Below are 14,130 nucleotides of genomic sequence, written 5' to 3'. Positions count from 1 at the left end.
CCGTCGACGTGACCCGACCTGCCTCGTCGTCCGAGCCAAACCCTACGCGAGACAGGGGCTCTTCGGCACGTGATCCTCAGGCCGAGGCGGGCCTCGCCCTGGATCGACGAGCCGGCCTGATGAAGGTGTGTGGAATTTCTTCTTGATCAATCGTTCGTCATCGTCATCGGGGTTGTGGAATCTGGGGATGACCGGTGTTTGCGCAGGTCAGCGCACTGGTCGGGGTGTGGAGGCCGTGGGGGCGCAGCTGTGGACAACACCTTGGGCCTGTGGGCGACGGAATCTGTACCCACAGCCGTCCACCGATCGGGGCGTCGTCGTCCACGGATCCGAGGCTGTCGTCCACACACATCCACAAGTTTGTCCACAGGTGTGAATCTCTCTGCGGCGTGCGCGCTGGTCGTTGTCCACGATTTTGCTCCACAGGCCTGGGGACAGATGGCGCGCAACCGGCTGTTTCCGGGCATTCCCCTGTGGGTGGGCATGTGGAGAGACGCCGACGGGCCCGGATCCACAGCCCTGTGGAGAGCGTGGTCGGGCCCGTGAGGCGTCCGTCGTGCGGCGAGACGTCAGCCGCGGTGCTGCTGCTTGATGCGGCTCGTGAGCTCGGTCACCTGGTTGTAGGTCGAACGGCGCTCGGCCATCTGGCCCGCGATCTTCTTGTTCGCATGCATCACGGTGGTGTGGTCACGGCCGCCGAACTGCTGGCCGATCTTGGGCAACGACAGGTCCGTCAGCTCGCGGCACAGGTACATGGCGATCTGTCGGGCCGTGACGAGCACGCGCGAGCGGGAGGAGCCGCACAGGTCGTCGATCGTGAGGCCGAAGTACGCGGCCGTCTGCGCGATCACCATCGACGGGGTGATCTCCTGCGTGTCGTCGTCGGTGATGAGGTCCTTGAGGACGATCTCCGCGAGGGCGAGGTCGACGGCCTGCCGGTTGAGGTTCGCGAAGGCTGTGACGCGGATGAGCGCGCCCTCGAGCTCGCGGATGTTCGTCGAGATGCGCGAGCCGATGTAGCTCAGCACCTCGGCGGGGACGTCGAGCCGCTCGCTCGCGGCCTTCTTGCGCAGGATGGCGATGCGGGTCTCGAGGTCCGGCGGCTGCACGTCCGTGATGAGGCCCCACTCGAAGCGCGACCGCAGCCGGTCCTCGAAGCCGTTCAGCTGCTTGGGCGGGACGTCGGAGGTGATCACCACCTGCTTGTCCGCGTTGTGGAGCGCGTTGAAGGTGTGGAAGAACTCCTCCATCGTCTGTTCCTTGCCCTCGAGGAACTGGATGTCGTCGATGAGGAGGACGTCGACGTCGCGGTAGCGGCGCTGGAAGGCCCCTGCGCGCCCCTCGCCGATGCTGTTGATGAAGTCGTTCGTGAACTCCTCGGAGTTCACGTAGCGCACGCGCACATGGGGATAGAGGTTGTGGGCGTAGTGGCCGATGGCATGGAGCAGGTGTGTCTTGCCGAGCCCGGAGTCCCCGTAGATGAACAGCGGGTTGTAGGCCTTGGCGGGCGCCTCGGCCACGGCGACGGCGGCAGCGTGGGCGAACCGGTTGGACGAACCGATGACGAAGGTCTCGAAGATGTACTTCGGGTTGAGCCGCGTCGGCTCGGCCGACTGCTTGGGACTCGGCGGCAGCGGAGGCGCCTCCGGCTCGTCGGGGACACCCGGCTCCGGGGGAGCGGTGTAGTCCTGCGACGGCCCGGTGAGGGTGTCGCTGCTCAGCTCGGGATCCACCGTGATGCCGAAGCGGATGTCGCGGCCGAGCGTGGAGGCCATCGCCGAGACGAGCTGGTCGCGAACGCTGGTCTCGAGGTAGGCGCGGGTCTGCTCGTGCGGCACCGCGATGAACACGGTGTCCTCCAGGATCGCCATCGGCTTCGCGAGCTTGATGAACGCGAGCTGCCGGGCGGTCATGTCCGGCCGTGCCTCGAGGGTGGCGAGCGTGTGTGCCCAGACGTCGGTGATGTTCTCGTCCGGCTGGGCCACGGGCGTCGTCCTTCGGGTCGTTCGGGATGGTCAGCGAGGTCGCGAGTCTGCCACGCCAGATCTCCGTCCACAGTGTTGTCCACATGCTGTGGAACCTGTGGACAAGGCTGTGGACGATGAACGTACCGGGCGGCCGGCGCGACGTCGCGCCGAGGTGCGTGAGGTCCTCCACATCGTAGCCACCGGCCGGTGCGGGTCGCCCCTGGGCGGGTTTGACCTGAGGGGTCTCCTCGGCGTAACGTCAGACAGCCGTTCCAGGTCCTTTCGCGCGCCCTTATCCGGGCTGCCGGTCCTCGGGTCGGCCCGGTCGGTGCTTCCACGTCTCGTACGCGAGGCCTGACCTGCGACAAGACCTGCATCGTCGAGGAAATGACGGTGTGCCTCCCCGACGTTTCTTGGAGTACCTCGTGAGCAAGCGGACCTTCCAGCCGAACAACCGCCGTCGTGCCAAGACCCACGGCTTCCGGCTGCGCATGCGCACCCGTGCCGGCCGCGCCATCCTGGCGAACCGTCGGCGCAAGGGTCGCGCCGAGCTCTCTGCCTGACGGATGCTGCCCGCGGCGCACCGACTGCGCCGTTCCGTCGACTTCGAACGGACGGTGCGCCGCGGCACGCGTGCAGGTCGATCGACCGTGGTGGTGCATCTCCTTGTCGACCCCGACGCCGGCCCTGAGGCCGGCGTCGGTGCTGTCGCGGGCCATGCACCGTCACAGGTCGGTCTTGTCGTATCCAAGGCCGTGGGGAACGCCGTGCACCGCAACCAGGTGAAACGCCGCCTGCGGCACATCGCGGCGGCGCACCTTCCCGCGCTCCCCGCCGGAGCCCGGCTGGTGGTTCGCGCACTGCCGGCCTCGAGCGGCGCCACGTACGCCGAGCTCGACAGCGACCTCACGAGCAGCCTCGACCGCGCCGTCGCGCGCGCACGGAGGACGACGTGACCGCCTCGACGCTCGACCGCGGGCGGAACGTGCTGCGGAACCTCCCGGCCACCGTCCTCATCGGCGTCCTGCGCGTCTACCAGTCGGTGATCTCCCCGCTGACTGGGCCCACCTGCAAGTACTACCCGTCGTGCTCCCAGTACGCGATCATCGCGATCCGTACGCACGGCACGCTACGGGGAACCGGCCTCGCTCTGTGGCGGATCCTGCGGTGCAACCCGTGGAGCCTCGGCGGAGTCGACGACGTCCCACCGGCTCGTTCCCACCACGTCGATGTCGACGCGGCGGGTCACGAGCACCGCGGCGCAGCACACCACTGACCCTCCCGGACCGCGCCGCCGGGGACGCAGACTTTCCGACAGAGGAGACAATTCGGGATGTTCGACACCATCCTCTACCCCATCGAGTGGGTCGTGGCCTGGATCATGTACGGGGCTCATGCCCTGTTCACGACCCTCGGGATGCAGGACGGCCCTGGCTGGGCGTGGGTGTTCTCGATCGTCGCTCTGACGGTCGTCATCCGTATCGCGCTGATCCCCCTCTTCTTCAAGCAGATCAAGGCCTCGCGCGGGATGCAGATGATGCAGCCCGAGCTGCAGGCGGTGCAGAAGAAGTACAAGGGCAAGACGGATCCCGCGTCCCGTGAGGCCATGGGCCGCGAGACCATGGAGCTCTACCGCAAGCACGGCACCAACCCCATGGCGTCGTGCCTGCCGATCCTCCTGCAGTCCCCGATCTTCTTCGCGCTGTTCCGGGTGCTCAACAACCTGCAGGGCATCGCGGAGGGCACGCACAAGGCGATCGGCCCGATCGACCAGCGCATCGCCGGCGACATCGAGTCGTCGAGCCTCTTCGGGGCCCAGCTCTCCGACGTCTTCCGCACCACCGACTCGATGACGTCGCGCGTTGTCGTCATCTGCCTCATCGTCCTGATGAGCGCCACGATGTTCTTCACCCAGCGTCAGCTCACGATGAAGAACATGCCCAAGGCAGCCCTCGAGGGGCCGATGGCGAGCACGCAGAAGATGATGCTCTACATCCTCCCGGTGATCTTCCTGATCTCGGGCATCAACTTCCCCGTCGGTGTGCTGATCTACTGGGTCATCTCGAACCTCTGGTCGATGGGCCAGCAGTTCTACACGATCAAGAAGATGCCGGCTCCCGGCTCGGAGGCGGAGCGTCTCCTCAAGGAGAAGCAGGCGCGGAAGGCCGCGGCCAAGGGGGCCATCGAGGCGACTCCTGAGCCCGAGCCCGAGAAGCCCCGTGGGCAGCGCGAGCAGCCCAAGCGCAAGAACCGCCAGAAGCGCCGTTGAGCAGCGAGAGGAATCGAACACCGATGACGACGGACACGCCGGTGGAGCAGGGTCCCGACCGTACGAAGCGCCTCGAAGAGGAAGGCGAGATCGCGGCGGACTACCTTGAGGAACTCCTCGACATCGCCGACCTCGACGGGGACATCGACCTCGACATCCAGCACGACCGGGCCGCGGTCGAGATCGTGGCTGACGAGGACGAGGACCTGTCGGCTCTCGTCGGGCGTGACGGCGAGGTGCTCGAGGCGCTGCAGGAGCTCACCCGACTCGCCGTTCAGGCACGTACGGGGGAGCGGAGCCGGCTGATGCTCGACATCGCCGGGTTCCGCTCGGCGCGTCGGCAGGAGCTGACCGTGCTGGCCGAGGACGCGATTCGCCAGGTGCGCGAGTCTGGTCGTGAGGTCGAGCTCGACCCGCTCAACGCCTTCGAGCGCAAGGTCGTGCACGACGCCGTCGCGGCGGCGGGCCTGGTCAGTGATTCGCGAGGCGTGGAGCCGTCACGGTACGTGGTGGTCCAGCCGGCCTCGGAGCAGGACGCCGCGCCGGAGTCCTGAAAGACGTTTCGAGAGCCCGTTGTTTCACGTGAAACGACGGGCTCTCGGCATGTGGTGGCAGTGCAAGGGAGAGATCGTGAGCGACGAGACACAGGCCCCGACGGGCGACGATGACGCCGAGCTCGGTCGGAGCGACGCTGTGCGCGCGTACTTCGGGGACCGGTACGAGCTGGTGGCGCAGTACGCCGCGAGCCTGAGGGACGAGGGCGAGCTGCGCGGCCTGATCGGTCCACGAGAGGTCGCACGGCTGTGGGAGCGGCACATTCTGAACTCGGCCGCCGTCACTCCCTATCTCGGCGACACGCGTTCGGTGGCGGACATCGGATCGGGAGCGGGTCTGCCGGGGATCGTGCTGGCGATCCAACGCCCGGACGTCGAGGTTCATCTCATCGAGCCGATGGAGCGTCGGACGGCGTGGTTGCAGGAGTGCGTCGAGAGCCTGGGCCTGGAGAACGTGCAGGTGAAGCGGGGTCGCGCGGAGGAGTACCACGGCGCCTTCGAGGTGGACGTCGTGACATCGCGCGCGGTGGCGGCTCTGAGCAAGCTCGCGCGGATGAGCCTTCCGCTCGTTCGGAAGGGCGGTGCGATGGTCGTGCTGAAGGGCCGCAACGTCGAGCGAGAGATCGAGCCGGCGCGCAAGGTGCTGCGGTCCTTCAAGACTGCTGAACCGGAGATCCTCGAGGGCCGCACGGTCGACAACGTCGAACCCACGACGATCCTCCGCGTGCGGCGCTCCTGACTGTCGTTGGTCCTCGGCCCGTGGACGCTCTGCCTGTCCACGGGCCGGAGTTTTGACCCGTCCGGACGTCGGTGAGGCCGTAGAGTGAGCGCGGAGCACCGGGCCGTGGCGTCGTACGTGCCGCGACTCGGGTGCAAGTCCCTGTGACGAACCGGAGGAGTGGCACGTGAGCACGAGTACGGAGCACGTCGACGACGTCCCGCAGAACGATGGGACCGCGACGGCTGATCCGCACGTTTCACGTGAAACCGTGCCCGCCCTGTCGTGGGCCCAGGGAGGACTTCCTCCTGTGATCGACGGCCATAGGGCGGCGCTCGTCGCCTCGGTTCCTGAGGCCGACGAGTCCACCCCCCTCGCAGCGCAGCTCGCCATCGACGCGCGGCGCCGGATCGAGCTGCAGGGTCGGCAGTTCCCCCGCCCCGCTCGTACCCGGATCATCACGGTGGCGAACCAGAAGGGTGGCGTCGGCAAGACCACGACGACGGTGAACATTGCCGCCGGCCTGGCCCAGTCGGGACTGAAGGTGCTGGTGATCGACAACGACCCCCAGGGGAACGCCTCCACGGCGCTCGGGCTGGAGCATCGTGCCGGGACGCCGTCGATCTACGAGGTACTCGTCGAGGATGAACCGCTCGCCAACACGGTCCAGGAGTGCCCGTCGGTTCCCGGTCTCTATGGGGTGCCGGCAACCATCGATCTCTCCGGGGCCGAGATCGAGCTCGTCTCTCTCGTTTCACGTGAAACACGTCTGCGGCGGGCGCTCGACGCGTACCTGTCTGAGCGGGAGGAGCGAGGCGAGGAGCAGATCGACTACGTGCTGGTGGACTGCCCCCCGAGCCTCGGCCTGCTCACGGTGAACGCGTTCGTCGTGGGGCGCGAAGTGCTGATCCCGATCCAGTGCGAGTACTACGCGCTCGAAGGGCTCAGCCAGCTCCTCAAGACGATCGAACTGATCAAGGCGCACCTGAACCCCGAGCTTCGTGTCTCGACGATCCTCCTCACGATGTATGACGGCCGGACGAACCTGGCACAACAGGTCGCGGCGGAGGTGCGCGAGCACTTCCCCGACCAGACGCTCAGAACGACCGTCCCGCGCTCGGTCCGCATCTCCGAGGCCCCGAGCCACGCGCAGACGGTCATGACCTACGATCCGGGTTCGACGGGATCCTTGGCCTACCTCGAGGCCGCCCGAGAGCTCGCCGAGCGCGCGCCGCAGCGCTCTGACCTGCGATGAAGCCGGGTTCTGCCGCGACCCCGTCGCTGGCGCGTGCGGTGGTGAACGTGCTCGATCTCGCGGCCCGTGGTGGGGCTGGCGAAGGTTCCTCGTCGGTGCGGAGGCGGGGCGGAAACTTCAGGACGAACAGGGGAGCGGGGAGCCGGATGGTTCAGGAGGCTGGAGCATGAGTCAGAAGAAGCGTGGCCTGGGGCGCGGGCTCGGCGCGCTGATCCCGTCCGGGCCCGAGGGCGACCGTCCCGTCGACGTCTTCTTCCCTGCGGGCGAGGGTCGCGACTCGACGGAGAGCAGCAGCACGGTCTCCACGGTCGGCGCGGACCGTCCTGCTGGCGAGAACGGCGAGGACGCAGGCCGTCCTTCGCGGCGCTCCGCCTCGTGGGACTCCGCGATCGCGGGCGGTCGGCTGAGCATCCGAACGGGTGGCGAACCGCAGGCGAAGGGGCCCGGCGCCGGAGGTTCGGGTGCCCCTACCTCGGTTCTGACCGACGAGCCGGTCGCCCCGACGGGTGAAGGTGGGTCGGACGCCGAGCGTGTGGCGGAGGAGTCGCTGGGCGCTGACGGTCTGTCGCTGGGGCTGATCACGAGCATCGAGTTCCCGGACGTGGACGAGACACCTGACTCGTCGTCGGACCACGGGCCCTTTGATGGGGCGGGGAGTGCTCCGGAACAGCCTGCGAGGGAGGACGCGTCAGGCGCGGACGATGAGCTCGCTGCTCCCGTTTCACGTGAAACGGAACTCAAGCCGGTTCCGGGGGCCCGGTTTGCAGAGATCTCCGTCGAGTCGATCCGTCCCAACACCTGGCAGCCGCGAACCGTCTTCGACGACGGCGACCTCGACGAACTGGTGGCGTCGATCTCGGAGATCGGCGTTCTTCAGCCGATCGTGGTGCGTCCTGACGCCTCCGACCCGGACCAGTACGAGCTCATCATGGGTGAGCGACGGTGGCGTGCGAGCCAGGCTGCAGGCCTCGACACGATCCCGGCGATCGTGCGTGAGACCGATGACAGTGACATGTTGCGGGACGCGCTCCTGGAGAACCTCCACCGCGCGGCGCTGAATCCACTGGAGGAGGCAGCCGCCTACCGCCAGCTGCTGGACGACTTCGGGTGCACCCACGAGGAGCTGGCGACGCGGATCGCGAGGTCTCGTCCGCAGATCTCGAACACTCTTCGTCTCCTGAAGCTGCCGCCCCTGGTCCAGCGCCGGGTCGCCGCGGGGGTTCTCTCGGCAGGTCATGCGCGCGCCCTTCTCTCGCTCAGCGATGGGGCAGAGATCGAGCGGCTCGCTCAGCGCATCGTCTCCGAGGGGCTCTCTGTCCGAGCGACGGAGGAGATCGTCACGCTCCTGACCAGCGGTAACACCGATGTGCCGGGCCGACGTGCACCGCGCGCGGGTCAGCGCAGCGAGGCGATGGACGAGCTCGCGACGCGACTGGCGGATCGGTTCGAGACCCGCGTCAAGGTAAGCATCGGGAAGACGAAGGGCCGCCTGACCGTGGAGTTCGCCTCGGTCGAGGATCTGAACAGGATCCTGGGAGTGATGGCGCCCGAGGACCCGGGCCTCCTGCGGTCGGGACCCGCCTGACACTCGGCAGCAGCGGACGGGCATCGCTCCTCCTGAGGAGCGATGCCCGTTCTGCGTCGCGGAGAACGAGGGTCCGCGAACTCGTCGTCCAGGGGCCAAGGGGGTAGGGGCCGAGAACCGGGGACGCGCGCCCCGCGCGTGCGGAGCGTGTTCCTCGTTCACCGGTGATGGTGCGAGCGGGCCACGCCGTCATGTTTCACGTGAAACGCGGGCCAGGCAGAGCCCACCGGCGGCCGTACGGTGTCGTGGCGGAGCGTGTCCGGTGCTGGCCGGATCCGACGGTCCAGGTCGTGCCCCGCATCCACGATGACCTGGGCGGAGTAGACGCTGCGGTCCGACGGTGTAGCGTCGACGGTGCGCACCGTTCTCTGAAGCGGGCGGAGTCGATCGACGCCCGGTGGCGCGCGTCGATGCCAGGGGTTCGGGGAGCTGACCTGCGTCGACATCCCGCACGCGAAGCTGGGTTCCGGTCTCGTTCCGGAGGGCACGCGTCCGCAGCGCAGCGATCTCCCGGTCTCGAGGCTCGTGGGACCCAGGTGGCCGGAAGGGCTCCGGCGCTCCGGCATACCAAGGGTCGGCATCGCATCGGAGTCCGAAGAGCGCCGCACGACCTGGTCGAACGCGCGCAGTCCCGGAACAGGCTCTCGAGGCGGAGCGGTCCATGGAACCATAGGTCCGCGGGGGAGCGCACGGGTGTCTGTCAGGCCGCTTCCTGGTGAGTGCCGGGACGAGGTTGAACACACCCTGATGCCTTGACGAGTGCGGAGGGGGCGGCGACCGCCCTGGCTGGGCCCGCACGGCCTGGCGGCAACCGCAGACTGCGCGGGCCGTTCCACGTGAAACATTGACGGCACCAGCACCGATTGGCCGCGGGGTCCATGAGGAAACGCTCGGGCCTCCCACTCAGACGCGTCCTCGAAGTTTCACGCGAACCCCAGCCGTGGAGTCGTGCGGGTGACATGAGCACGCGTACTGGCTCCTCCCTGGTGCGCTTCAGCAACCACAGTCGGCACGTGGGCGGGAGGCCCCAGCGGGCGAGGCAGGGACGCCGGCGCGTGGAGTCGGGACCGCGGGCATGCCATCCGTACCTGCTGTTCATCCGCAGGTGACCACGAAGGGGCGGACGGGCCATGTGCCTGCGAGCTCGATCATCCTCCGTTGCCGTGCGCAAGCAGACGTCGGATCGGCGCAGGTCACGGGGCTGGCCGCGGCACAGCGTCGGTACGCCGTGCGACGGAGCCGACCGCGGTGGGCGGACGAACCCGGACGTCCGCACCGGCCCGGAGGTCGGTTCGGAGTATCGGCGACGTCATCCGATCGGGAGGTCAGAGGCGAGTCGCGGGATCTCTGACTCCCGGGATCATGACGCCGAGACGGCGGCGACGATCCGACAGCTTGGGTCGACCTGAACGAGGAACTGAAGAGATGTGCGGGTGCGGAAGGGCCGGGCCCACCGGCTCCGATCATCCGTGCGGGTCGGACCGTGGAGACGATGGCGGCGGGCGGCGTCGCAGCGGACGGGACAAGGCGTCGTCGTGATGAAGCCGCGGGACCTCGTGGCGGGCACGACCCGTGCAACGTCAGGTCCGCTCGTGCACAGACTGCCCGGGCGACTTCGGCGCTCACGACTCTGGTGCGACCGGCGACGGTCTACCGACTCGTCCAGGCCTCGGGGAGCATCGTCGCTATCCCGTCATACAGCCGGATTCCGGGCAGACGCGTCGGACCGGCGCCGCCGTGATGGCCGACCCAGTCGGTCACGCAGTCCTACGACTGGTCGTCGGACACGGGCGATCGGCTGGAACAGGGTCGGCGGCCGGCGGACCAGTCGGCTCAGGGCACGAGCTGGAGACACCGGCATGGTCCGCCCGTGTGGGCGGACGAGCGCTCGGGGAGCGGGAGTTCGCGTTCGCGGGCAGAGCTGGCAAGGACTCGGCACCGATCACCGTCTGTCGCGGTGTCCCGCGCGGATCGACGACGGCGCCCGCGACGAGGAGTGGCCGATGGGTGCCGTAGCCTGCTGACAGGATTGCGGTGGTCGGGGCCGGCGCGACCCCGGACGGGAACCGTCAGCTCCGGGGTGGCCGAGCCGTCAGGGACGGCGGGCCGAGCGGCGGTGTTCGTGCCCGGCCGCCCGAGCACATCCAGCCGGGCATGACGAAGGCCGCCCCTGTTTCACGTGAAACACGGGCGGCCTTCGTTGAGCTGATCAGGCGCTCGGCGCGAGGACCGCCTCGATCTCCTCCTGCAGAGCGCGCTTCGGGCGCGCACCGATCACGGACTTCACGAGCTCGCCGCCGGAGTAGACGTTGAGCGTCGGGATCGACGTGATGCCGTAGGCCATCGTGGTGGCCTGGTTGGCGTCGGTGTCCAGCTTCACGATCTTGATCTTGCCCTCGTACTCGTCCGAGAGCTCCTCGAGGATCGGGGCCACCATGCGGCACGGGCCGCACCAGGTCGCCCAGAAGTCGACGAGGACGGGGACGTCGGACTCGAGTACCTCGGCCTTGAACGTGTCGTCGGTGACGGCGACTGTAGCCATGGTTCGCTCCTTCGGGATCGGTGGGGGAAAGGGGTCAGCCGGCGACGGAGTCGAGCGCGGCGGGGAGACCGTCGGGGTTGGGCACGGCAGGGGTGCCGGCGAGGGACTGCTCGCCCTCGGCGTCGGCCACCTCGGTGAGGTAGGCCTGCGCGTCGAGCGCGGCGGCGCAACCCGAGCCGGCCGCGGTGATCGCCTGGCGGTAGGTGTGGTCCACGGCGTCGCCGCAGGCGAAGACGCCCGGCAGGTTGGTCCGCGTGGAGCGGCCCTCGACGAGGATGTAGCCCTCGTCGTCGAGGTCGATCTGGCCCTTGACCAGGTCGGTGCGGGGGTCGTGACCGATCGCGACGAACAGGCCCGTGGTGTCGAGCTGGCGCTCCTCGCCCGTGACGGTGTCACGCAGCGTAAGGCCGGCGACCTTGTCCTCGCCGGAGATACCGGCGACCTCGCTGTTCCAGGCGAACTCGATCTTCGGGTCGGCCTGGGCCCGGTCGGCCATGATCTTCGAGGCGCGGAGCGAGTCGCGACGGTGCACGATCGTCACCTTCGAGGCGAAGCGCGTGAGGAAGGTCGCCTCCTCCATCGCGGAGTCTCCGCCGCCGACGACGGCGATGTGCTGGTCGCGGAAGAAGAACCCGTCGCAGGTGGCGCACCACGAGACGCCGCGGCCGGAGAGCTGCTTCTCCTCGGGCAGGCCGAGCTCGCGGTACGCGGAGCCCGTCGCGAGGATGACGGCGCGCGCCTTGAACGTCTCGCCACCGCCGGTGACGACCGTCTTCACGTCGCCGGTGAGCTCCACCTGCTCGGCGTCGTCCCACAGCACGCGGGCACCGAACTTCTCGGCCTGCTCGCGCATGGCCTCCATGAGGTCCGGCCCCTGGATGCCGGCGGGGAAGCCGGGGAAGTTCTCCACCTCGGTGGTGTTCATGAGCGCACCACCGGCGGTGACGGACCCCGCGATGACGACGGGTGCCAGACCAGCCCGCGCGGCGTACACGGCCGCCGTGTAGCCGGCCGGGCCCGAGCCCACGATGACGATGTCGTGCACGGTGGCCTCACCGGTGGTGTTGGTCGGCTGATCGGTCACGTTCTCTCCTGCTCGTCTGGTGGTCTTTCGCGTCCTGAGGCGCCATCGCCCTCAACACCCCGACGGGGTGTGGTGTTCCCGGGCGACAGGCGTCGCCCGGGAACGGTCACGAGAGGACGATCTCGTTGAGCTCCAGGTAGTTCTTGCCGTTCGTGCTCGGCAGCTCCGTGATCCAGATGACGAAGGAGTCCGCCACGGTCTCCTCCTTGAGGTCGAGCTTCGTCTCGGAGCTGAACGAGCCCTCGGCGAGCACCGGGCCGTCGGTCGGCTTGTCCCGCGACGTGGCGCGGATCTCGACGCGCCCACCCTCGGAGTTGGTGTTCAGGGTGATGGAGGTGACCGGTGCGGCATCCTCGAGCTCGACGACGTAGCCGAGGCCGGAGCGCAGGCCGGCGAAGTCCGGGGTGTTGAAGTACATCGTGTACCAGAAGGTGGACGGGTCGCCGTCGTACGCGAGGTCCACGGCCTCGGGGTGCTGGCCGTCACCCTCGGGGTCGAGCTGGTCGCCGGACTGGATGACGGGGCGGACCTCCGGCGTCTCCGACGCCTCGCTGGACTCTTCGTCCGTGGGCTCCTCGGCCGCTGCGCCGCCGCCCGCGTCCTCGGTGTTGACCGGCGATGCGGCCACCGGCGGAGGCGACGGCGACATCACCTTCGACACGGCCCACAGGGCGCCCGCGAGCACGAGCACGACGACGAGGCCGAGCACGATCGGCGTCGGGTTCACACCACGGCGCTTGGGAGCCGGCGACGACGCGAAGCCGCCGGTATCGGTGCGGGGCTCACCGCCACCGGGCGGCGGAGGGACGGGGGCGTGCGCGGTCTGCTGCTGGACCGGGGCACCCTGTGCCGTGGGGTACGCCTGGTTGCCGTAGGCCGCCGCGGGCGCGGCGCCGTACGCCGCCACGGGCTGCTGCGCCGGCGCGGGCTGCTGCGGGACGGGGGCCATCGCGGCCGTTGCCTGCACGGGCGGGACGGGAGCCTGAGCCGCGGTAGGCGCCGCGACCGGCGGGATCGCCTGCGTGGACTGCGCCGGCACGGCCGCAGCGGCAGCCGCGCCCGCGGCACCACCGACGGCCGCGGAGCGGGCGATGCGGCCGCTGGCCGGCCGGCGGACGGGCGGGGCCGGCGGGGGCGTGCCCGGCAGGGCGGCGCCCGTCCCGACCGCGCCCATGACGGAGGACCGCACCGGCGGCTCGGTCGACGGCTGCACGAACTGCGGGAGCGCCGCGACGACGGACACCTCGCCCCAGGGCGCCAGCGCGGCGACGACGTCGCCGGGCGTGGTGGGGGCGTCGGGGGAGTCGGAACCGAAGGTGCGGCGCACCAGGGAGTCGAGCTCGGGGTCGACGTGCGGCACCAGCGTCGACACCGGGACCACGCCGTGCTCGTCCCGCTGCGCGGGCAGCGGGCGCACGGCGTCGGGAGCGATCCACGGCTCGTCGAGCGAGTCGCCCGGCCACCGGGCCGTGAGCGCGTAGTAGGCGAGGGCGACGAGGTCGCGTGCGTCCGCGGCCGCCGCGCCGGCGCCCGTGATGTGATCCCGACCGCCGTCGACGCCGGCGAGCGCGGCGTCGATGCCGAGCCCGGTGACGACGACGCGGTGGCCGTCCACCCGCACGGCCTCGGGCCGCAGCGCCAGGTGGTGCACGCCGCGCTGCCCGGCGGCCTCGAGCGCCGCGGCGGCCTCGCCGACGACGGCACGAGCCTGCTGGGCGTCGACCAGGCCCCCGGAGACGACCTCCGTGAGCGACGAGCCCCGATAGGGCTCGGAGATGATGTAGCTGCGCTGGCCCGCGCCGAGGTCGGTGCTGCCGACGTCGAGCACGCGGGAGAGCCGCGGGTCGGCGACGAGCGCGGCCCGGCGCGCGGCGTCGAGCGCCGCCGACGCGTACGGGCCGTCGACGAACGTCACCCGGACGGGACGGTCCAGGATCTGGTCGTGCGCTTCCCACGCCTCGGCTGCTGCGAGGTCGGTGGCAGCGAGCTGTACGAGCCGATAGCGATCGACCATGACGGTCCCGGGATGGGCGGTGCTCACCTGTGCTCCTCGGTGGGGGTGCGGGGGGAGAGGGTCCTCCGGTCCATCGGACCATGGTACGGGCGGCCCGGTGGCCGCGAGGTCGCGCCCTGCGGGCGTGCCCGCAGGGCCCTCA

At 69.6% G+C, this 14,130-nt stretch carries 12 protein-coding genes; 8 read left to right on the top strand and 4 right to left on the bottom strand.

All coding sequences use genetic code 11. From position 1 onward, the window contains the following. Positions 1-569: 569 nt before the first annotated feature. Positions 570-1,985: a chromosomal replication initiator protein DnaA gene (gene dnaA / locus ACFQ8E_RS04710; RefSeq protein WP_430549418.1), complete on the bottom strand. Its 1,416-nt coding sequence runs from the start codon at positions 1,983-1,985 to the stop codon at positions 570-572. Positions 1,986-2,392: 407 nt separating this feature from the next. Here dnaA and rpmH point away from each other — a divergent pair, with 407 nt between their 5' ends. The 8 genes from rpmH to ACFQ8E_RS04670 all read left to right on the top strand — a co-directional run bounded on the left by rpmH (position 2,393) and on the right by ACFQ8E_RS04670 (position 8,348). Next, complete coding sequence (rpmH, locus tag ACFQ8E_RS04705) at positions 2,393-2,530, top strand: 50S ribosomal protein L34 (RefSeq protein ID WP_013840089.1); 138 nt, start codon at positions 2,393-2,395, stop codon at positions 2,528-2,530. A gap of 3 nt (positions 2,531-2,533) precedes the next feature. Beyond that, complete coding sequence (rnpA, locus tag ACFQ8E_RS04700) at positions 2,534-2,923, top strand: ribonuclease P protein component (protein WP_430549417.1); 390 nt, start codon at positions 2,534-2,536, stop codon at positions 2,921-2,923. Continuing rightward, positions 2,920-3,243, top strand: coding sequence for a membrane protein insertion efficiency factor YidD (gene yidD, locus ACFQ8E_RS04695; protein WP_430549416.1), 324 nt, complete (start codon positions 2,920-2,922; stop codon positions 3,241-3,243). The genes rnpA and yidD overlap by 4 nt, the downstream gene beginning before the upstream one ends. A 57-nt stretch (positions 3,244-3,300) precedes the next feature. After that, positions 3,301-4,236, top strand: a complete 936-nt coding sequence (gene yidC / locus ACFQ8E_RS04690) for a membrane protein insertase YidC (protein WP_430544843.1) — start codon at positions 3,301-3,303, stop codon at positions 4,234-4,236. Positions 4,237-4,259: 23 nt separating this feature from the next. Then, a complete protein-coding gene (locus ACFQ8E_RS04685; RefSeq protein ID WP_430549415.1) occupies positions 4,260-4,790 on the top strand; it encodes a protein jag in 531 nt (176 codons plus the stop codon). A 139-nt stretch (positions 4,791-4,929) separates the two neighbouring features. Further along, on the top strand, positions 4,930-5,529 hold the full coding sequence (gene rsmG, locus ACFQ8E_RS04680) for a 16S rRNA (guanine(527)-N(7))-methyltransferase RsmG (RefSeq protein ID WP_430549414.1): 600 nt from the start codon (positions 4,930-4,932) through the stop codon (positions 5,527-5,529). A gap of 166 nt (positions 5,530-5,695) precedes the next feature. Further along, positions 5,696-6,763 (top strand): ParA family protein, encoded by a 1,068-nt coding sequence (locus ACFQ8E_RS04675; RefSeq protein ID WP_430549413.1) that lies wholly within the window; start codon positions 5,696-5,698, stop codon positions 6,761-6,763. Positions 6,764-6,929: 166 nt separating this feature from the next. Then, a complete protein-coding gene (locus tag ACFQ8E_RS04670) occupies positions 6,930-8,348 on the top strand; it encodes a ParB/RepB/Spo0J family partition protein (protein ID WP_430549412.1) in 1,419 nt (472 codons plus the stop codon). Positions 8,349-10,557: 2,209 nt separating this feature from the next. Here ACFQ8E_RS04670 and trxA read toward each other — a convergent pair. The 3 genes from trxA to ACFQ8E_RS04655 all read right to left on the bottom strand — a co-directional run bounded on the left by trxA (position 10,558) and on the right by ACFQ8E_RS04655 (position 14,015). Further along, complete coding sequence (gene trxA, locus ACFQ8E_RS04665) at positions 10,558-10,890, bottom strand: thioredoxin (protein ID WP_429762817.1); 333 nt, start codon at positions 10,888-10,890, stop codon at positions 10,558-10,560. A gap of 34 nt (positions 10,891-10,924) precedes the next feature. Then, positions 10,925-11,974: a thioredoxin-disulfide reductase gene (trxB, locus tag ACFQ8E_RS04660; RefSeq protein WP_430549411.1), complete on the bottom strand. Its 1,050-nt coding sequence runs from the start codon at positions 11,972-11,974 to the stop codon at positions 10,925-10,927. A 106-nt stretch (positions 11,975-12,080) separates the two neighbouring features. Further along, entirely contained in the window at positions 12,081-14,015 is a 1,935-nt protein-coding gene (locus ACFQ8E_RS04655) for a hypothetical protein (protein WP_430549410.1), read from the bottom strand. Between the last annotated feature and the right edge of the window lie 115 nt (positions 14,016-14,130).

It is taken from the genome of Isoptericola sp. NPDC056573 (genome assembly GCF_042793335.1).
Lineage (GTDB): Bacteria > Actinomycetota > Actinomycetes > Actinomycetales > Cellulomonadaceae > Isoptericola.
This window is presented reverse-complemented; position numbering and strand designations above follow the sequence as displayed.